Here is a 21,256-nt window from a genome sequence, read left to right as displayed (position 1 = left end):
CTTTAATTATAATAAAATGATGATAATTAACCTAGGTGCTGAAATTTAACCGTAATATTGCTTTAATTGATAAAACAATTAGAGTATATTAAAATTTTATATACATATCGCATATAAATAACGAATAATAATATTGAAAAATATACAACATAACTAAAAACATTGTTAAATAATTAATAGTATAGGGATGAAGTCCTAGAATCTAGTAATTTTGTACTTGTATTATATGTAAATAAATGGTATATTCATAGTAACAAAACTCTAAATAATCTTTCAAAAATCCAAGATATTCAAAAATCTTATTTTAATTTCAAATAAAAATCAAGTTTACCTTAATAAGCATTATCTTTAAATTCATTAATTTATTATTTCAAAATCTATTATTTCAAAATCTATTATTTCAAAATCTATTTTTGTGTTCATTTCTTAGTTCAAAAAAAATCCTATGAAATTATTATTTTTTGGCTAATTAAATCCAGATTGGATGATATATGCATAAAAGAAACTAAGGTCTATAAAAAGTTACATTTTATCTTAATGTGTTAGGAGGCGCATAAAAACTATTTTAATTCTTTAATGATTCGATAATAAATCAAAATTAAATTTATTGTAGCAATTACTATATTAAAAAACACTGAATTGTCGTTGATAGGAGGAGTAAAATGATAGCTAGAGATGTAGCAAAGAAAAGTAGCATAAGGGAAAAGGATGCGGAACCTATTAAAAGATTATATGAATTACCGAAAGAGGGAAGTGCTATAATCTTTAATGAAAGGTGTAAATATCATACACGGAGTGGTCGTGATTATTGGCCAATGAGAGGACTTTGTGAGGTAATAGAGATTAATGGACGACATGTGGTTGTCAAGGTTTTTAAAAACAACAGATTTCAATATATCACTAGTCTTAACGTGATTGATTTCAGAATAGGAATAATGCGATTTATCGAATTAGATAAATCAGCATTAGAAAATGTAGAAAAATATACATACAAAGATTATGATATTGAAAATTTACATGAGGAGTTAGCAGATAAAACAGTAGTAAAAGACAAAGAAAAACGGAAAGGTTTTTTGTTTGGAAAATGTATGTAATAAAAAGCAATATCTCAAGTACTGAAATTTGAGATATTGCTTTTTAAAATTAAAGTGAAATTAAAGGAAAAATTTATGCCATAGCAGCATTGATTCCTGCAATTGCTCCATCAGCAACTGCGGTAGCAGCTTGACGAATCTGTTTTACACGAATATCGCCTGCAGCGTAAACGCAAGGAATTGCAGTTTCCATTTTATCATTCACTGGAATATAACCGTTTTCTAAAGTAAGTTCGGTGTAAAGCTCGGTGTTTGGTGTAGATCCTGCATAGATAAAGATTCCACAGCCTTTATCTTCGATAGTTTCTGTATGTCCGTCTTTTTCAGAGATGATATCAAGTTTTTCTACCTGATCCGTTCCATATATGGCACCAAGTCTAGAAGCTGTACGTACTTCAATATTAGGCGTTTGTTCAACTTTTTCGCGGAATTCTGTAATACAACCTAAGGTGTCTTCAAAGTGGATGAGTGTTAATTTTGAAGCAAACTGGGATAGATAGAGAGCTTCCTTAACGGCTCCGTCTGCTCCGCCGACAACGTAAATATTTTTTCCACGGTAGGAAGGACCATCTTTTGCTGCGTTAAGTCCAGTACCTTTACCAGCGAGTTCGACTTCTCCAGGGATTCCTAACTTACGAGGTGTACTTCCGTTTGCAAGAATAATCTTAGGAGCCTGATAGATTGTTTGATTTGTGGTAACAGTCTTTATGTCTCCTCTTAGGGAGATGCCTATCATTTTTTCATATATGATGTCTACACCTGCGTTAAGAGCTTGCTCCTTGAGACGCTTAGCAAAGGTGGCACCTGTTTCTTGTTCCACAATGCCAGAATAATGTGTTACAGTGGATACCTTTCCGATGATTCCACCAACTTCATTTTGTTCAAGAATTAAAGTTTTGCATCCTCTGCTTGCAGCATAAATACCTGCACTGATTCCAGCGGGTCCAGCCCCTATAATGATAATATCATACATATATGATTTCCTCCTAAAGCTAAATTAAACATTTTCATGGACTAGATTATAACTTAAAACATCAATAAAGAAAAATTATAAATTTTTATTAAATGATAAAATTAAATTATATATGCTGTGTTAACTTTCCTTGAAATAATCTGTGAAATAATCCGTGAAAAATATTGTTTCATATTAATAAGGATGTATCAAAGTATACTAAGTTAATAATCTGATATTAATTTACAATAATTTCAAACTATACTATAATACAAAACAAATAATGTTATATTTTCATCTTGTAATTAAAAGGGATATTTCAATTAATTAGAAACAAACCATTGGTTTTAACAAGATTCTACGATTCGTAGAATAACTCCTACAGGCAGTGAGTTCCTTTATCTTTAAGTTTTCAGCATAATAGAAATGAAATATACTTGAATAAGGAGATGACAAAATGAATACAGAGAAAATTGGTGCATTTATAGCACAATGTAGAAAATTAAAAAATATGACACAGCAACAACTTGCAGATGAACTAGGCATTACAAACAAAGCTGTATCAAAATGGGAAACTGGTCAAGGAATGCCTGATGTTAGTATGTTACCGGCAATTGCAGAACTACTAGATATTACAGTTGATGAATTACTAAAAGGTGAGAAAATAATAAAAACAGAAGTATACGGCAATATAGCTAGTGAAAAAAGTGGATCATTTGAAATAGCTCAATATCTTGTAAACAAAAGTATAATAAAATTTAAAATTTTTTCTACATGGTCCATTATATTTGCAATAGTAGGCGTTATTATTCCTTATTTTATATGGAATGAAACTAAAGATTATACAGGATTACTATTTGGGTTATGGTTAGAGGTTTGTAGTATGGGTGCATTTTATGTGGGATATATAATTACAGGGAATGAGATTAATAGTTATAACAAAATGGCAAAAGAAAAAATTAATAGAATGTCAATATGTAATAATCACCTGAAAATTTGTGCAATGTTATGGAGTATTATTCCAATTATTTTATTTGTTTCTATTATCTGTAATATATTATCGTTGAGCTTTATGTTTAAGGCTATTCTAATAATTTTAGCATATGCTTTTGTGAATATTATAATTTTTAAATATCTTTTTAAAAGTAAATAGTTGTGCCTAAAGTAACTTAAGATTAAATAAATTTTATCTAAATCGAATAGAGGATGTTTAAATTATAAATTATCATAAACCTAAGTTGTAAAGAGGCTTTAGGGTATGACTACCGCAGATTAATCGCTTATGATTATGAGATATATGGTGTAGAAAATTATTTAAATGATTACAATAATAGATATATTGAAAATGAAAGGTTATTAGATAGATTAAATAATAGTAATGAAAAAGAGTTTTAGGGAGTAAAAGGCTAAAGATCATATCTTTAGCCTTTTAACTTAATGAGTTATATATTACTTTTTTCAGTTTCTTCTTCAAATAGAGAAGGTAAACGTTTTTGATACACTTCCAATGCTAGCTTTGCATTTGCTTGTATTATGTTAATCTTAATTTCGTCTCCGGATTTTGTTGTATAAATAAAATAGTTATCAGTATGTCTTTTGGAGACTCTCTTAGATTTAAATTCAACATGTTTTAGGTCATCGTGTATAAGTACAGGGTGTTCCTTATTTAGGGTAAATGTAAAGCTTTTTCCAATCCAGAGATCATTCTTAATGTTTTCAGCTGCATCAAAATCACTTTCAAGCATTGAAAAAGTAAACTCAGGATGTTCACCTATAAACTTATCAAATAGTGCCTCCTCATTTGTTTTAAAATCAGAAACAAACATAAGTATACCAACAAGAGCAAAGACAGCACCTAGTATGGAGATAATAATTGAAGTTGAAAAACTGTCTCCGTTAATGTAGCCAACTTCTAGCACATAAAATTCTTCTGGATAATCTAGATCGTAATAATCTAGTGCTTCTTTAAAATAATCCAATTCTTCTCCTTTTATTTTTTGAAAGCTTCCTTTCAAAACGAGTCCATCAGGTAGGCTATCAGTATCTCCGTTAAAATAATCCCAAGATGCATCGAGAATTTCTTCCATTTCTGATTCCTTAGAAGCTTTAACTTCAATACCAAATACAGCTCCCGTATTTGGGTCTAGTGCTACATATGATATTTTATCTTTAGAGCTTTTTAGCTCATATTTTCCTTTTGAATAAGTTTCAACATAGCCATCTACAAGGCAGGTTACTGGATAACTAACATATTCTTTTTCAAGTTCACTAGAAATAGTTATTTCTTGCATTTCAGTTGGCCCTTTTATATATGTGAATACACTAAAAACTGTAAAATATAAAAGAGCACCACCAATTAAAAGACATATTAATGATACTAGAATTGTAGATTTTATTCGAGCTTTGTGAATGGTTTTAAGCATATCTTAACTTGTATGAAGTATTTAATTTAAAATACCTTCATACTCTCCTTTCGTTATAATTTACTACAATATTCAATTTTGAAAGTATTAAAAAAGAAGTTCTATAATACACTTTTTTATCAAGAACTATAGTATTAAATTAAATCGTTAGAGACTTAATATTGTTACCTCCTTTCAAGGTGTGCGAACATATATCTAAGATTCAGCACATGGTAAATTATAGCATTTAAATATTTTTTGATAATATTATACTTAAAATTTTGTTATTTTCAAGAAAAAAATAAAAAAAAGTGTATCTTTTATTAACTTAGCATTAAAAAAATATATAAAGTATTAAAAAATAAAGCATAAAAAATAAAGTAAAAAATAGTAAAAGTAGAAAAAATAAAAAAGTTAATGTATAGAATATAGTAAGAAATTGAAAAAAATTGAAAAAGGAACTTGAATAAATTGGTTTAATATGGTATTTTAATCGAGAAATTAGTCGTTACGAAAGTAACAGGAGATTAATTGATCAGAAAAGTTACTTTCCCTCGACAAAGATTACTTAGGAGGAACTACATATATGAAGAGAATTCTAACTTTAGGTGCTGCATTTATGATGGCAGCCGCACTTATGGTGGGATGTTCATCAAGCAACAAAGGAACTGAGGAGACAAACAAAGTAGCTGACCAGACTTACCCACTTACAATCAATGATAAGGAAATCATTGTCGGTGAAACAACAATCGGTACATTGATTGAGGATGGTTTTAAAATCACTGTTACAGAGAAGACAGAGGATGGCCAATATGAAACGATTGAAATTTCCCCAGAGATGGAGATGGAGGCAAATTCATATTATAGTGGAGGAAATCTTCGTTTAGGTGATGTAATTTATGCAAATATATCTTTGGTAACGGATGAAGAATCTGTTCAGATGAAAGATGCTGTAATTGGAAGACTTGAACTTTCTCTTACTGGAGCAAATATTGATACTTCTTCTATATCACTTGCTGGTGTACCTGTAGCGGAATTGACAAGAGAGAAGGCAGATGAGGTATTTCAAGGATTTACTGGCGATGATTACGTAAAGATACAATATGGAGATGAATATAAAACACTTCTTGATTTTGATCAGGAGAGTGGGCTTATAGAGGGTATTAATCTTGAGAAGATTTACGATGTAGACTGGTAAAAGTAAAACTAATTATAAAATAATAATAAAAAAGAGGGTATTGTAAAATAATAATCCATTGAACGATTTCATGAACTTCGTATTATCTATAGAAAGTTGAAATCGATATAGTTTATTATGGTACAATACCCTCATTTATTCTTGAAAATTTTAGCATTGAGACTTATGATAAATATAACCATTCGTGGCTTATTAGAGAGTGAAATAAAAAATTAACAAGGAGTACTATCTATGACAACTGAAATTGCAATTATAATAGATATTGTAATGATGGGTATATTTTTAATTATCGGATTATTGTTTGCAGTATTAAAAGAAAAAGCCTGTGTTCTTATCTCAGGGTATAATTTTAAATCAAAGGCGGAACGTAAAAATTATGATGAACTTCTCATGAGTAAAGATATGAGAAATTTTTGGTTAATTTGTAGTGGAATATTTTTTGTTGGAGCTATCACAACATTATTGTTGGGGATGTCTTTTTTCTGGATTTCTATCTTCGTATGGCTTATTTATTTTTTAAAAAATGTACATTTAGATGAAGAAAAAGCTTTCTCAAAATATAAAAAGCATATGAATGAATGATAAATGGTAGCTTTTTAAAAGATGGGTTTGCATTATTTTAATGAGAGTGCAACCTAGAGTTGTCAAAATCGTAACTGCAGTTATATGGTAATTTATCCGAATTTACATTACAATAATCTTATATTAAAGAATATGTTACGTAAAAGTAGAAAGAGGTTGAAATGGAATTTAAGGATAAGTTACAAAAAATAAGAAAAGATTTGAAATTATCACAAGAAGACCTTGCTGAAAAATTAAACATCTCTAGGCAGGCGATTGCTAAGTGGGAAACAGGACAAGTATATCCTGAAATTGATAATTTAATTAAATTAAGTAATTTATTTCAGATAACAATTGATAACCTCATTAAAGATAATGGTGATTGTGTTTACCAAGGGCTACAAAATCAAAACAAACATCATGATGATTTTATTAAATTTTTATGCGAAGCTAAAAGAGCAACCTATGCAGGAAAAGGAAAAGAAGAGGGAATATCATCAAGAGTAAAAGCACATGACTTAAGATACGTAAGTGGAAAATATACATATCTTGATAGTTATTTTGGGGGTGAAAAATTTACAGGAGAAGAAACAGTTTGGGAGAATGATAATCCTATATGGACAATGAATTATTCAGGAAGGGTATTAGATGAACATTTCTCAGGAGATTTTTTAAAAGAATCTTTATTACTCGTCTCATATGAAAAACCTTTCCGTGGACCAGATTTATACCATAAGGGAGATTTTACATATCATTGTTCGGTTGTTGGTGGATTTGAGTGGTTTCAAGGAAACGAGGAAATCTATTATACTGATTGTAAAGTATATGAATGCTATTTTCATGGAGGCATGATTAAATAAAAATATTCAAACCTTGTATAACTTAGTTCTATTAGTGGTTATACAAGGTTTTTTTCATTAATTCATATGACGTTACAAATACAATAGAGGTATAATGGCACGCTTTTAGTATCGAAAAAGAAAAATAGTTTACCTCACTTATTTAACATAAAAATAGAAAAGTTTAAATATGCAGCAAAAAGGGCCCAAATTAAGTATGGTATTTGTAGATATGCAGCTATAGGATTTACTTGATAAAATATTAATATCATTAAAATAATTATCATAATAAGACACCAAAGCCACACAAATGCAAAGAGATACATATTTAGCCCAAAAAAAATGATACTCCAAAAGAAGTTAAAAATTAATTGAAGTACGTAAATTCTTAGTGCCACCATGCGGTATTGATTAGCAGTGATATATATTAAATAAGATGATATGCCCATTAAAATATAAAGAATAAGCCAAACAATAGGAAAAACATAACTTGGTGGACTAAAAGTAGGTAAGTTAAGTTGATTATATGTTGTAGGAACATTATTAGTAAATAATGCCGAAATACTACCAACTGCAATTGGTATCAAAATGGCAATAATCAAGGTTTCAATATTTTTACGTGATTTCATTAAGAAACTCCAATTACTTGTTTATTTACTATATGATATGAGATTATTTTAAATGCATCATGGTAGGAAGGACCTTGAAATAATTTTTATGTTTTGGACAGAATATGTAATAATCTCTACTAAGTACGCATAGAATTTCAGATATAATAAAATATGAGAAAGGGATTATGTGTTAGACTAGCAATAATCATCTGAAACAAAAAGGTTTTTCTAGTAAGGACGTCTGACATTAAGTTAAAAATGGACAAATTAATATTAAGACGACCATCCAAACTGTTTGAATATGATGTAATGGATTATCGACAAGAGCATTTAGATTATGGTGAATCAAGCATCTTTGGATGCGCTGGATTAATTTATTATAATAGTTTTGATGAATGGCTTCGTTTTACAAACTCTATAGTAAGTGAAAAATTAACACGAGAGGGCGTACATGCCTCAACATTTTTAACGGTTCGAGAATTTGATCATAAAATAGTTGGTTCAATACAATTGCGTCATTCGCTTACAAAAGAATTAGAACAATACGGAGGACAAATCGGTTACGGCATTCGACCATCTGAAAGAAGAAAAGGATATGCAACGAAGCAATTAACTATGTTACTTGAGGTTGCAAGAAGAATGAGTTTAGATAAGGTTTTGATAACGTGTGAAAAAAATAATGTAGGATCAGCAAAAACAATTATAAATAATGGTGGATGTATGGAACGAGAGAGTTTCTATCCACTTACTAGTCAGACCATTCAAAAATATTGGATTATGTTATGATAGCACATTTTATATTGAAGAAGAAATTAAGCTCTCATAGATGAACTATCTATTAAATTGAAGAAGAAATTATTCTCTCCTAGAAAGAAATATATTTTAATTAAAAAGAAAATATGCTTTTGTAATAGAGAAATACATCACTCTATTATAGAAGCATATTTTTTTGACAAAATGAGTGGAATTTAAATTTTCACTTTACGTTTACTTTACAACTTTCACTTTATTTTTATTATTTATCTTGACTTTAAATGTAAAGTAAACTATACTTTAAATGTAAAGCAAACTATACTTTGGATGTATAGCAAATTATACTTTTTAAATAGTAAAAGACGGAGGGAGTACTAGTTGCAAAATCGAATACAAGAATTTCGAAAGCAAAGAAAAATAACACAAAGTGAGTTAGCGGATGCAGTGGATGTTACTAGACAAACGATAATTTCTTTAGAGAATGGTAGATACAATGCTTCGTTAGTCCTTGCACATAAGATCTCACAATTTTTTAAAGTTTCAATTGAAGATATTTTTATTTTTGATTTGGAGGAAGAGAATATATGATATGTTTATCGAATGGTAATGTAAAAGCAAATCAAGACTATAAGGATGTTATAAAAAGAAAAAGGAAAGTATTTCTGGTTCTTATGATATTTGGTGTGCTAACAACTTTAGTAGCAGTAGGCAATGAAATCTTAAATATTGTACCTGTTGTTGAGCATATTAGTGATTTATATGCGGGGATAGGCGTTGGACTGATCTCAGTTAGTATTGTTTTTATTGTGAAATATAATAAACTACTTAAAAATGAGATTGCCTTAAAAGAAGAAAGACTTAAAAATTTAGATGAAAGAAATATTTTGATTTCTAGAATGGCAGCAAAAAGCGCTGCAATGGTTTTAGTTTTTTGTTCTTATATTGCTATGTTAATAGGAGGCCTATTTAGTAGGATTGTCTTTTACTGCTTTTGGTGGGTAGTAATGGTATTTCTATTAGCTTATGTTTTCTTTAGCCTATATTATAGAAATAAAAAGCTTTAATAGTTCTTAGAAAGTGCGTAATAAATCATATAATAGGAGATTCCGCTATGAAAAAGAGAAATAAGTATTTGAATTTTGGTATTTGCTTTTATGTAATTTTCTTATTAACAAATTGTTTTAATTTGGCTCCAGAATTCATAAAAGTATTATGTGTTGGATTGGGATTGGTACTAATTTTTATAGGGATTTATTCAGAGAACCATGATATTTCTAAGATAAAAAGTTTTAAGAAAAGATTTAAAAAAGGAATTTAAAAGACTAGTTAAATCGAAAAAACTATATAATCGAAAAACTAAAAACCAATATAAATGGATAAAGCTAAAAACCAATTAGAATAAAAGAAAGAGTAAAACGATTTTTGTATTTTAAATTATAAATAAAGGAACAGATAGTGTGAGTATACACTATCTGTTTTTTTATTTACGTAATTGACTTCGCTTTTGAGAAATCTTTTCTATTAACATAGATTCGATAGACGAATTTTAGATGTGGTCCCTCTTCTTTATTGTAAACTTGATTAAACTGCATTTGTTTTTGGACATATCTTGTTTGCATAAACGTGTTTGTATTTCTTATTGTTTTAAGAAAATATTTAATATTATTTTCCTTTAAGATATTTGTAACTCTAGTAATTTCTTCGGAAGAAACATCTGTTACAAGAACTTTACGATTAAAAATATTTACCATAAAAATTCCCCCTTTTTCGCATTAGTATTATTTTTAATTTGCAAAATTTTAAGGAATATTATAACATTAAAGAATAATATTGTAAATAATTATTTAATTTTTACAGAAAAAAGACAAAAAGCTATTTAAATGATGTACAAATACGAAAAAATCTCTGTACTCCATAAGGATTTTACTATGAGATGAATTGAAAGGGTGGAATTTTATGAAAAAGATATTATTAATTGTTTTATTTGCATTATGTTTGAGTGGATGCAGTAAATCGGAGAATAATATAATCTTTTCTAAACAAACATTTACTAGAAATAGTAACTATGAAAGAACTTTTCATATGTTATATGGCGAGACGAAAGATGTCTCAATTGGATTTTTAGAAAATTTATTTAATGAAGAGGAGATAGGGTTAAAAGCTAAAATAGTTATAGAAGATGTTAAAAAACTAGAACAGGTTTATAGTAATGATCATTACAGTGATAAACTTTCAATATATATATTAGATTCGACAATTTATGATGAACCTTATGTAGTAGGAAGAAATGTTTTTTGTTCTAAAGATGATTTTGAAAGTGGAGTCTATAAAGAAGCCTTAACGCAAGGATATTTTAATTTGGAAGATAAATCGTTAAGTATTGGTTTAGCAGGATATTACTTTGATGAAAAATTTGATAATGAAGTTTTAATTGATTACTATTCTAATGAGGACGATATAAGTGTATTGGGCTTATTTGGTGGTAGATTTTATGTTGGGTTCAACACAAATGTTGAAATAGAAATTGCAAGAAAAACGACATTATCTTTGACTGATTATATTATTATGAAGTATGGATTCGATACCTTGCTTAATGGGTTTGATGCACAGCTAAAGCAGGAATGGCTTGATTCACTTGGAATTAAAAGAGAGTATGATTACCCATATGAAGGTGAATTTACAAATTTTCATTTTTCAAAATCATCAGAGTATCCGTTAATCGTAAAAACAGATGAAGTAACTTATTATTTTCAACCAATTGAACCTGTATTAAATGAATCGCAAGAAATCGAATATTTTATACATAAGGATATAGATGGTCGTAAGTATATATTAAACTTTTTAAAAGAACATATGGAAGATTATAGACTAATCAATAATAGTCAAATTGATTGTTATGTATTAAGTGGAACGAATGAAAAGAACGGTGGAGATACGCTGGGAAATAAAATCACCCTGTATGGTAGAATAAGTCCTCACCTTCATGAAGCAACTCATGTATTTGTGAGAGAATCTCTAAATGCTAGCTGGAAATATGAAGGCATGGCGGAATACTTAAATTTAATAGTTTATCCTTATAGTTATTATAAAGAAAGTTTAACTAAGGAATATTTAGAAAATGGAACAAAGAATCAAAGTCAAGTTGTAAAAGAAGCCTTCGAATATTATTTTAATCAAGGGGGGAAGGTTACTAGTGTTGATGGAATTGACATGAGGCTATATGTAGATTCAATAGCGTACGCTTCCTTACATACAAATTCAAAAATTGATCAATTTAATACTCTTACAACACCAATTAATGAAGTATATGGTTTAAAAACTAATATGGAAGGAAATGAACTAACTTACTTTCAAGCTAACTCATTTTTAGCTTATTTAGCTGATTTTTATTCGATTGAAGATGTAATTAAATTTTATACCACTGATTTAAATATAGAGGATGTTTTTCAAAAAACATATGCTGAGTTAAAAGCAGAATGGATTGCATACTTAGAAAGATAAAGCTAAAGATAAATTATTGTTGCAAAATTCTTATAAACAAGATAAATTAGAAATATATGTAAGAGTTTGGTGCAGAAAACACCTGATACTAAAACTTAATAAATAAGAGAATTAGAAGGTGAGAGGAGCTATCTATGAATTCATTCTCAGAGGTAAAATTATTTCAAGTGAAACCGGATAAAATTGATGAATTTCAGAATTTAATTATAAGTATGGCATCAGAGCAAAAGAATCGGGAAGGTTGTATCAGCATAAAGTACATGAAACGTTTTTTTATGATACAAGAAGATGGACAACCGCCTAGAGAATTAACCAAGATTGTAAAATGTGTGAAATATTTTTCGTATTGGGAATTTGATTCAAAAGAAAGCTATGGAAAGGCTAATGGTTGGTTCTTTGACAATTATTTTAAAGTTGTGATGAAATGCTTAATTGCTCCATTTGATATAAACTGTGGACATACTATTGTTTAGTGTGAAGGCTATTTTAAACATCGACTTAAAGTAGAAATCTACAAATCCAAGTGGAGAATAATCTTGACAGAATGAAAAATTGTGCTATAATCCATTACAATATAAGAAAAGCTATGAAGGAAAGAGTAACTAGAAAATAGCAACCAGAGAGAAGAACAATTTGGTGAGAGTTCTTTATGTGAAATGCTAGTGAAAACCACTCCTGAGCTGTAATATGAATATGAAGTATCATTAAATATTACCGTATGTCTGCGTTAAAGAATAGGATTTGTTAGAATCTGAAGTGAAAAGTTAAGGTGGAACCGTGCATTTCATGAATAGTATGCACCCTTAAACAATGTGATAGTTTGGCTATCATTTTGTCTAAGGGTGCTTTTCTTATATTTCAACTACTTTATAAAATTAAAGTAGCTCTAAGTACAAATATATTTCAAGTAATTAAGAGTAAAGGAGAATGAATGTATGAAAATTCAAATGAAAGATGGTTCGGTAAGAGAGTATGAAAATCAAATATCCGTAATTGAAGTAGCAAAAGACTTAAGTGAAGGTTTAGCAAGAAACGCCTGTGCAGGAGAGGTAGATGGAGAAGTTGTTGATCTAAGTTATGTGATTACAAAGGACTGTAAGCTTGCAATCCTTACATTCCAAGATGTAAAAGGAAGAGAAGCATTCAGACATACAAGCTCGCATATTTTAGCACAAGCTGTAAAGCGATTGTATCCCGACACAAAACTAGCAATTGGTCCAGCAACTCAAGAAGGTTTTTATTATGATTTTGAATTTAAGCAAGCATTTAACTACGAGGATTTGGCAGCAGTAGAAGCCGAAATGAAGAAAATTGTCAAAGAAAATTACGAAATAAAACGTTTCACACTAAGTAGAGAAAAAGCAATAGAATTAATGGAACAAAAAGGTGAGGATTACAAAGTTGAGTTGATAAAGGAATTGCCAGAAGATAAAGAAATTAGTTTTTATGAACAAGGTGAATTCCTAGATTTATGTGCTGGTCCTCATCTGATGAGTACAAAGGAGATAAAAGCATTTCGTTTAACATCCATCGCGGGAGCGTATTGGAGAGGTAACGAAAAAAATAAGATGCTTACAAGAATTTATGGAGTTTCTTTTCCAAAGAGTTCAGAATTAGAGGAATATCTAAATTTTGTTGAGGAAGCCAAGAGACGAGATCATAGGAAACTAGGAAAAGATTTGGGACTATTTACTATGTTAGAGGAAGGACCTGGATTTCCATTCTTCTTGCCAAAGGGTATGGTGCTTAAGAATCTTTTAATTGATTATTGGAGAAAAATTCATAACAGAGAAGGATATGTAGAAATCTCTACACCGATGATGTTAAATCAAAAATTATGGGAGACTTCTGGACATTGGGAGCATTATAGAGAAAATATGTATGTTACAAAAATTGATGATGAAGACTTCGCTATAAAACCAATGAATTGCCCAGGAGGAATGTTAGTTTATAAATCCTCTCCTCATTCCTATCGTGAATTACCGCTTCGTATAGGAGAATTAGGATTAGTTCATCGCCATGAAAAATCCGGAGTGTTACATGGGTTAATGAGAGTTCGTTGTTTTACACAGGATGATGCCCATATTTTTATGATGGAAAATCAGATATCCGATGAAATAAAACGTGTAGTAAAATTAATTGATGAAGTATATAAAATGTTTGGATTTAACTATCATGTAGAATTGTCTACAAGACCAGAGAACAGCATTGGAAGTGAAGAAGAGTGGGAAGTAGCTACCAATGGTTTAGAGAATGCTCTTAAGGAACTTAACATGGAGTATGTAATTAATGAAGGAGATGGTGCATTTTATGGACCAAAGATTGATTTTCATTTAGAAGATTCCATAGGTAGAACATGGCAATGTGGAACAATTCAGCTAGATTTTCAATTACCAAGAAGATTTGAGGCTGAATATGTTGGCGCGGATGGGCAAAAGCATAGACCGATTATGATCCACCGTGTAGTATTTGGGTCAATTGAACGTTTTATTGGTATATTAATTGAACATTATGCAGGAAAATTCCCTGTTTGGTTATCACCAGTCCAAGTAAAATTGTTACCAATATCCGATCGTTTTAGCTCATATGCGAACTCGGTTATGGAGAAGTTAAGAGCGAATGGAATTCGATGTGAAATTGATGAGCGAGATGAAAAGATAGGATACAAAATAAGAGAGGCACAGCTTGATAAAGTTCCATATATGTTGATTCTGGGACAAAAAGAGGAGGAAGGAACTTATTTATCTGTTAGATCAAGAGATGCTGCTGATACAATTCAAATTAGTATTGATGATTTTATTCAGACAGTGAGGGAGCAGGTATTAGCAAATAAATAAAATTCTTTAATGTATTGTATTAGCAAATACGTAAAATTCTTTAATGTATTGTATTAGCAAACAAGTAAAATTCTTTATGAATTATCAATGAAGTAAAATCCTTTTATGTATTTGGAAGCTTGAGGTGATGTATACGGTGCTAAGTATTCAGGTCTATTATTTTTTTGAGTAGATCTGAATACTTAGAAATAGTGTTATAATAATAGATATAAAACTATTGTTATGGAAATAGCTATTATAAATGGAGGTTAATCATGAAAAAGAAATTTGCTTTTATTTTAATGGGCGGACACTATACACCTGAGGTTCATCATTCTGAATTTGAAACTGAAAACCAAATAACATATATCTGTACCGTAAGAAACTAAGAAGAAGCCTTAGAAAAAGTGGATATGCTAGTTTCAGATGGGGTTGGAGCAATTGAGCTATGTGGTGCTTTTGGTGAAGAAAAAGCGAAAGAAATTATCAAACGTACAAACAATAAAGTAGTAGTAGGGCATGTTGTGAATGATCCAACTCAAGAAAAACTAGTTCAGGAGTTTTTTTCGAAATTCTGAGTTTCTCTTTATTAATATTATTTAAGTTGGTTATTTTTATATTAGTACTAAATACTGTTTAAAGTAACGATGATTTTTAAGATTTTAGAGGAGTAATCTTATGTTAGAGGGTGGATTAGAAGAATGTCCTTGTAAAAGAAAGAAATGCGAAAGGCATTCAAAATGTGATGAATGTCTAGAACATCATAAAGAAAATGTGCATAAAGGATTGCCATATTGCAAACGTAAGAAAACAAAAAAGTTAGATACTGAAAAAGTAAATACACAAAAGCTAAATACAGAAAAACTAAATACAGAAAAACTAAATGCACAAAAACTAAATACTCAAAAGCATTAGATAAAGCATAGAAACGTTCCATTAGCAAAAGGGTCCGTATTATTTAAATTCTCAAAGTTGCAATAATGTGAACTTTGCATATATTAGTAGGGAATATATAATTGGAGAAGGATATGCATAAGTTTGTAACCTTATCTCTTGAATTACATTTGTTTTTCGCAAGAATTATGAAAGAGCACGCTTTCTTTTTGGAAATCGGATTTATGCCAAAGGATACGCATTTTAAGAAACAAGCAGACTGGTATAAAACCCAATTTGAACGGTTGTTAGAAGACGTTGTCTGTATGAGTAATGGATTAATCCGTGAAAATGTATTAGAATCTGGTGAAATCGTAACTCAATATACTCACGATGTAGAAGTAAAGACGCAATGCTTAACTGGGGTTAAATTAAATACTAACATAACTCTAATGGAGGAAGGTCTTTTTAGTAAAAAAAATATTTTTATACCTCATGGAATGGATGAAAAAGTTGATTGTATCAATCAAAGAGCAATAAAACTATTAGATGGACTCATTCGATTTAAAGAAAAGTTATTACATGAAGTACGCAACTGTTGTGTATTTACAGCAAATTATCCTCTTTTAATTGATCATATCTTAAGAGAAGCAAAGCTTTATCGCACTTATGTTATGGCATTACAAAATGGTGAAGATACTGATTGTGCAAGTATCAAAAATATTGAATTATTCTGGAATCAAATTATGATGGAACATGCAATGTTTATTAGAGGATTACTTGATCCAACGGAGAAAGAATTAATTGACACTGCGGATAACTTTGCAAAAGAATATGAAGTATTACTAGAAGAAGCTAGAACTATGACTTCTGCTACTATGGATACTATCACTTGTAAGACGATTAAAGAGACAATGAAATATAGAGATTTTAAAGAAGCAGGAACGAAAGGGATTGAAGGATGTGAAATTCAATCGATTATCATACCACTTCTTGCAGACCACGTACTAAGAGAAGCTAATCATTATCTACGATTATTGAATAGTTAATAATATTTAAAATTTAATATTTAAAATAATATATTTTATTTAAAATAAAATGATAGCCCTATTTTATAGTTTAGGTGCAAGTTATAAGTGCATCTCTACATAGAATAGGGTTTTAGTATATTAAATTAGATTAAAATAAATCAAGAAAAGTGATTAAATTTGTCACTGTTCTTTTGGAAAAATCTATGATATGATGATGGAAACAAATGCATGGAAGAGGAATAGTAATCATACTCTGGATTTCAGAAAGCTGTTGGTGGATGTGAAACAGTAGAAGGAATATGGTGAACTCGCCTTGGAGCAGCTCGTTGAACCGTTTAGTAGACGTAGTCGGATAGCCACCGTTATATGGCAAGAGCATAAAGAGTTAGCTTTGTGCTTGTAAGGGCATGATTTTATCATGAAATAGAGTGGTACCGCGTAAGATTTTATCTTTCGTCTCTATAATGAATGTTCACATTTATTAGGAGATGGAAGATTTTTTTATATCCTATTCTGTGAACAGGAGCTCGCATACTGTAACCAATGACATACGTGCGAATCTAAAAATCATTTAGCGTCTTATAGGTAGACAGAAAGGAATCATTATGAAAAATTATCAAAAGTATGAAAAGTCTTATTTTATGCCTCCGAAAGTAACTTATGATTGGGTGAAAAAGGATCACATTGAAAAAGCACCACGTTGGTGCAGTGTAGATTTACGTGATGGAAATCAAGCACTCGTTGAACCAATGAGTTTAGATGAAAAAATAGAGTTTTTCCAGATGCTTGTTAAAATAGGTTTTAAAGAAATTGAAGTTGGATTTCCTGCGGCTTCTGAAACAGAATATAATTTTATTCGTACAATTATTGAAGAAAATATGATACCTAGTGATGTAACAATTCAAGTGTTAACACAGGCTAGAGAACATATCATTAAGAGAACCTTTGAAGCAGTAAAAGGTGCACCACATGCGGTGATTCATTTATATAACTCTACATCAGTAGCACAAAGAGAACAAGTTTTTGCTAAGAGCAAAGAAGAAATCAAACAACTTGCAATTGATGGAGCAAAATTATTAAAGGAATTAGCAGATAATACCGATGGAAAATTCTCTTTTGAATATAGTCCAGAGAGTTTTCCAGGAACTGAAGTTGATTATGCAGTTGAAATCTGCAATGAAGTGCTTGATATATGGAAACCAGCAAAAGAAAATAAAGCCATAATTAATATACCAACGACTGTTGAAAATGCGATGCCACATGTATTCGCAAGCCAGGTCGAATACATAAGTAAAAACCTTAAATTTAGAGAAAATGTCATTTTATCAGTTCACCCACATAATGATCGTGGCTGTGGTGTCTGTGATGCGGAACTTGCAATATTAGCAGGTGCAGACCGAATTGAGGGAACTTTATTTGGAAATGGTGAACGTACTGGTAACGTTGATATCATTACTGTTGCTATGAATATGTATTCCCATGGAGTAGACCCTAATCTTGATTTTAGCAATATGCCTGCTATCTGTGAAAAATATGAACGTCTTACAAGAATGAGAGTGTTTGAACGCTCCCCATATGCTGGTGAATTAGTATTTACTGCATTCTCAGGTTCCCATCAAGATGCAATTGCTAAAGGTATGAAATGGAGAGCAGAGAAAGAGTGTGAAACTTGGAGTGTACCTTATTTACCAGTGGATCCAACTGATATTGGTAGAGAATATGAATCAGATGTAATCCGTATTAATAGTCAATCTGGAAAAGGTGGCGTAAGCTATATATTAAAACAAAACTTTGGCTTATCTATTCCAGAAAAGATGAAGGAAGAAGTGGGATACTTTATAAAGGATGTATCGGATCGGGAACATAAAGAGTTATCTCCAGCGATGATCTTCCAGATTTTCAAAGATAAGTATGTGAATAACTATTCCGTATTCCAAATACCAGAATTTCATTTTAAACAAAGTGATGGTATTATGGCAGAAGTAACAATTTCACGTAACGGTGAGAATAAAATAGTTTCTGCAAATGGAAACGGTAGATTAGATGCGGCGAGCAACGCAATTAAGCAATATTTTGGCGTAAATTATGAATTAATGATATACGAAGAGCATGCTTTAACAAAAGGATCTACGTCAAAAGCGGTATCTTATATCGGAATTAGTTATCAAAATAAAATGTATTGGGGCGTCGGCTATGATGAGGATATTATAAAATCATCCATTATGGCATTAACCGTAGCTGCCAATCAATTGATTCAGTTAATTGGTACAGATAAAAAAGATGAGCGAATCGTAACAATCGTGAATTACATTCAAGCACATTATAAAAGTGTAACCTTAGATGACCTTTCTGAGGAATTTTATTTATCAAAACCATATTTATCAAAATATATCAAAGAGCATACTGGAACAACATTTGGAGAAATCGTAAAAGAAATTAGAATTAATAAGGCAAAAACTCTTCTAAAAAATAATGGAATGACTGTAGAAGCGATTGCAGAAAATGTAGGATATCAGAATGTAGAACATTTCAATCGTTTATTTAAAAGAGCATTTGGTATTACACCAGTACAATATAGAAATCAAAGAGGTTGATAAATATGAAAAAGTGGGATGTTAATAGCCCACTTTTTCTTGTTTATAGTGTGCCCAGCATGGGCGCAATCTAATGGGTTAAAGTCCCTAACACAGCCTAGTAGTGGCAAGTGTATAGCCTAAGACAAGGGTGTCGTTCGTGAGGGCGAATCTGAAGGAAGTCCGTGGGCAAATCTCTGGTCTGACGAACAGAAATCACATACAAGGCATTAATTAAGGATAAGATTGCTATACAAATCGAAGTCCAATAACTACTCGAAATTAATTAATGTAAATGTGGCAGATAGATGGAGAGGAAGATTGCGTTCTTACCTGGGGAGGTCTTAGTGATACGTCATGGAAGTGAACTCTGAAATGACAACCCATGCAGTGATGTATGGCTGAACACTAAGAAGTCAGCAGAGGTCATAGTACCGGAGGTAGTCGACGACCTATGGGAAGGACTGAACAATAGGAGGTTTTGAAAGTTTGAAAGAAACAAAGAAATGTGATGACAGCAGACAACTGAATACAGAATCAGGTCATTTGCAAAAGGATAGAGTGGAACTCGAAAGCTATGCAAAGGCGCCGAGCATTTCTATGACGTCGGATAACAGACAGAACGCCCGAAGAGAATATCACTATGGATTGCTAGAGAAAATCATTAGTAATGAAAATCTAAATGAAGCCTTTAAACGTGTAAAGAAGAATAAAGGAAGTCATGGAATCGACAAGATGGGAGTAGATGAACTTCTACCATATCTAAGAAGTCATGGCGAAGAGCTTAAGCAATCCATAGCAGATGGAAGTTATAAACCGAATCCCGTAAGAAGGGTAGAGATACCAAAGGATAACGGGAAAACAAGACCATTAGGGATACCAACTGTAGTAGACCGAGTGATACAACAGGCAGTATCACAAGTACTAACGCCAATCTTTGAGAAGAAATTTTCAGAGAATAGTTATGGATTTAGACCAAATCGAAACGCGCATCAAGCAATTCTAAAATGTAAAGAATACATGGATGAAGGCTATAAATGGGCGGTAGATATAGATTTAGAAAAGTACTTTGATACTGTCAACCACGATAGGTTAATTGGGCTGATTTATAAAGAAGTCAAGGATATACGAGTAATCGGACTGATAAGGAAGTATCTAAATGCAGGAGTGATGGAAAAGGGATTAGTAAGTGCTACTGTAGAAGGAGTGCCTCAAGGTGGGAACTTATCTCCACTATTAAGTAATATCATGTTGCATGAACTAGATATGGAATTAGAACGAAGAGGACTTAAGTTCTGCCGTTATGCAGATGATTGCAATGTATACGTGAAATCAAAGAAATCAGCAGAGCGAGTTATGAAAAGTATCACGGAGTTTATAGAAAAGGACTTGAAGCTTAAAGTTAACAAAGAGAAAAGTAAGGTAGACCGACCATGGAAACTAAAATATTTAGGATATACCTTTTACAATAAGAAAGGTGAAATGGGAATAAGAGTACATCAAGTTTCTGTTAAGAAGTTAAAAGGAAAACTTAAGAGTATCACTGGAAGAAGTAATGCAATGAGTATGGAACTCAGAGCTATTAAACTAAAACAATTAATTGTTGGCTGGATAAGTTACTTCAAACTAGCAGATATGAAAGGTACCTTACGAGAACTTGATGAGTGGCTAAGAAGACGTTTACGTCTTTGTTACTGGAAACAGTGGAAAAAGATTAAAACGAAACATGATAACTTAGTTAAACTAGGGGTAGAGAATTGGAAAGCATGGGAACATGCGAATACAAGGAAAGGCTACTGGAGAATCTCCAATAGCCCAATCTTAAATTCAACTCTTACCAATAAATATCTTAGAGAACAAGGTTTTATAACACTTAGTGAAAGATATTCGCAAATAAGGTAATCTTATTGAACCGCCGTATACCGAACGGTACGTACGGTGGTGTGAGAGGACGGAAATTCAATTAATGAATTTCCTCCTACTCGATTATTTTTTGTAATGTCTTTTCATCTTTCGCATATCTTAGTAATAAGAGTATTTTTTTATTTTTCT

The 21,256-nt window shown here is 30.9% G+C and carries 20 protein-coding genes, 1 pseudogene and 1 other annotated feature; of the genes and pseudogenes, 17 read left to right on the top strand and 4 right to left on the bottom strand.

What is annotated here, in order from left to right:
- The first annotated feature begins 662 nt into the window (after positions 1 to 662).
- A complete protein-coding gene (locus BN4220_RS06060; RefSeq protein WP_066714726.1) occupies positions 663 to 1,094 on the top strand; it encodes a hypothetical protein in 432 nt (143 codons plus the stop codon).
- 73 nt (positions 1,095 to 1,167) lie between these two features.
- Here BN4220_RS06060 and BN4220_RS06055 read toward each other — a convergent pair whose 3' ends face one another.
- On the bottom strand, positions 1,168 to 2,067 hold the full coding sequence (locus BN4220_RS06055) for an NAD(P)/FAD-dependent oxidoreductase (RefSeq protein ID WP_066714724.1): 900 nt from the start codon (positions 2,065 to 2,067) through the stop codon (positions 1,168 to 1,170).
- A 436-nt stretch (positions 2,068 to 2,503) separates the two neighbouring features.
- On the opposite strand from BN4220_RS06055, the gene BN4220_RS06050 reads away from it, so the two are divergent.
- Complete coding sequence (locus BN4220_RS06050; protein WP_066714722.1) at positions 2,504 to 3,199, top strand: helix-turn-helix domain-containing protein; 696 nt, start codon at positions 2,504 to 2,506, stop codon at positions 3,197 to 3,199.
- 289 nt (positions 3,200 to 3,488) lie between these two features.
- Here BN4220_RS06050 and BN4220_RS06045 read toward each other — a convergent pair whose 3' ends face one another.
- A complete protein-coding gene (locus BN4220_RS06045; protein ID WP_066714721.1) occupies positions 3,489 to 4,469 on the bottom strand; it encodes a DUF6709 family protein in 981 nt (326 codons plus the stop codon).
- Between the two features lie 565 nt (positions 4,470 to 5,034).
- Between BN4220_RS06045 and BN4220_RS06040 the strand changes: the two genes are divergently transcribed.
- The 3 genes from BN4220_RS06040 to BN4220_RS06030 all read left to right on the top strand — a co-directional run bounded on the left by BN4220_RS06040 (position 5,035) and on the right by BN4220_RS06030 (position 7,067).
- Entirely contained in the window at positions 5,035 to 5,646 is a 612-nt protein-coding gene (locus BN4220_RS06040) for a hypothetical protein (protein WP_066714720.1), read from the top strand.
- Between the two features lie 231 nt (positions 5,647 to 5,877).
- Entirely contained in the window at positions 5,878 to 6,228 is a 351-nt protein-coding gene (locus BN4220_RS06035; RefSeq protein ID WP_242867746.1) for a DUF3784 domain-containing protein, read from the top strand.
- Between the two features lie 161 nt (positions 6,229 to 6,389).
- Entirely contained in the window at positions 6,390 to 7,067 is a 678-nt protein-coding gene (locus BN4220_RS06030) for a DUF5680 domain-containing protein (protein WP_066714718.1), read from the top strand.
- A gap of 134 nt (positions 7,068 to 7,201) precedes the next feature.
- Here the strand turns inward: BN4220_RS06030 and BN4220_RS06025 are convergent, their stop codons facing one another.
- Entirely contained in the window at positions 7,202 to 7,675 is a 474-nt protein-coding gene (locus BN4220_RS06025; RefSeq protein WP_066714716.1) for a TspO/MBR family protein, read from the bottom strand.
- Between the two features lie 240 nt (positions 7,676 to 7,915).
- Here BN4220_RS06025 and BN4220_RS06020 point away from each other — a divergent pair, with 240 nt between their 5' ends.
- The 4 genes from BN4220_RS06020 (at position 7,916) to BN4220_RS06005 (ending at position 9,728) form a co-directional block, all read left to right on the top strand.
- A complete protein-coding gene (locus BN4220_RS06020; RefSeq protein WP_066714714.1) occupies positions 7,916 to 8,443 on the top strand; it encodes a GNAT family N-acetyltransferase in 528 nt (175 codons plus the stop codon).
- A 345-nt stretch (positions 8,444 to 8,788) separates the two neighbouring features.
- On the top strand, positions 8,789 to 8,998 hold the full coding sequence (locus BN4220_RS06015; protein WP_066714712.1) for a helix-turn-helix transcriptional regulator: 210 nt from the start codon (positions 8,789 to 8,791) through the stop codon (positions 8,996 to 8,998).
- The gene (locus BN4220_RS06010; RefSeq protein WP_066714711.1) at positions 8,995 to 9,474 is read left to right on the top strand and encodes a hypothetical protein; all 480 of its coding nucleotides are present in this window, start codon (positions 8,995 to 8,997) and stop codon (positions 9,472 to 9,474) included. The genes BN4220_RS06015 and BN4220_RS06010 overlap by 4 nt, the downstream gene beginning before the upstream one ends.
- Positions 9,475 to 9,521: 47 nt before the next feature.
- Positions 9,522 to 9,728: a hypothetical protein gene (locus BN4220_RS06005; RefSeq protein WP_066714709.1), complete on the top strand. Its 207-nt coding sequence runs from the start codon at positions 9,522 to 9,524 to the stop codon at positions 9,726 to 9,728.
- A 166-nt stretch (positions 9,729 to 9,894) separates the two neighbouring features.
- On the opposite strand, the gene BN4220_RS06000 is transcribed toward BN4220_RS06005, so the two are convergent.
- Entirely contained in the window at positions 9,895 to 10,161 is a 267-nt protein-coding gene (locus BN4220_RS06000; protein ID WP_066714707.1) for a hypothetical protein, read from the bottom strand.
- A 205-nt stretch (positions 10,162 to 10,366) separates the two neighbouring features.
- Here BN4220_RS06000 and BN4220_RS05995 point away from each other — a divergent pair, with 205 nt between their 5' ends.
- From BN4220_RS05995 to ltrA, 8 genes and pseudogenes are all read left to right on the top strand, one after another.
- Positions 10,367 to 11,911 carry a hypothetical protein gene (locus tag BN4220_RS05995; protein WP_066714705.1) on the top strand — a complete coding sequence of 515 codons (1,545 nt, stop codon included), beginning with the start codon at positions 10,367 to 10,369 and terminating at the stop codon, positions 11,909 to 11,911.
- A 134-nt stretch (positions 11,912 to 12,045) separates the two neighbouring features.
- Entirely contained in the window at positions 12,046 to 12,384 is a 339-nt protein-coding gene (locus tag BN4220_RS05990; protein ID WP_066714701.1) for a hypothetical protein, read from the top strand.
- 462 nt (positions 12,385 to 12,846) lie between these two features.
- Positions 12,847 to 14,748, top strand: coding sequence for a threonine--tRNA ligase (thrS, locus tag BN4220_RS05985; protein WP_066714700.1), 1,902 nt, complete (start codon positions 12,847 to 12,849; stop codon positions 14,746 to 14,748).
- Between the two features lie 254 nt (positions 14,749 to 15,002).
- Positions 15,003 to 15,305, top strand: a pseudogene (locus tag BN4220_RS20675) (DUF6506 family protein).
- Positions 15,306 to 15,405: 100 nt separating this feature from the next.
- On the top strand, positions 15,406 to 15,642 hold the full coding sequence (locus BN4220_RS05975) for a hypothetical protein (protein WP_066714699.1): 237 nt from the start codon (positions 15,406 to 15,408) through the stop codon (positions 15,640 to 15,642).
- 113 nt (positions 15,643 to 15,755) lie between these two features.
- Positions 15,756 to 16,649, top strand: a complete 894-nt coding sequence (locus tag BN4220_RS05970; RefSeq protein WP_066714698.1) for a DUF2935 domain-containing protein — start codon at positions 15,756 to 15,758, stop codon at positions 16,647 to 16,649.
- 202 nt (positions 16,650 to 16,851) lie between these two features.
- Positions 16,852 to 17,095: a binding site (T-box leader), on the top strand.
- Between the two features lie 141 nt (positions 17,096 to 17,236).
- Complete coding sequence (locus tag BN4220_RS05965; protein WP_066714695.1) at positions 17,237 to 19,225, top strand: 2-isopropylmalate synthase; 1,989 nt, start codon at positions 17,237 to 17,239, stop codon at positions 19,223 to 19,225.
- Positions 19,226 to 19,693: 468 nt separating this feature from the next.
- Complete coding sequence (ltrA, locus tag BN4220_RS05960; protein WP_066713335.1) at positions 19,694 to 21,106, top strand: group II intron reverse transcriptase/maturase; 1,413 nt, start codon at positions 19,694 to 19,696, stop codon at positions 21,104 to 21,106.
- Positions 21,107 to 21,256 lie beyond the last annotated feature (150 nt).

This window comes from Clostridium sp. Marseille-P299, assembly GCF_900078195.1.
Taxonomy (GTDB): Bacteria; Bacillota; Clostridia; order Lachnospirales; family Lachnospiraceae; genus Lachnoclostridium.
The sequence above is the reverse complement of the archived record's forward strand: the minus strand, read 5'-3'. Positions and strand labels throughout refer to the sequence as shown.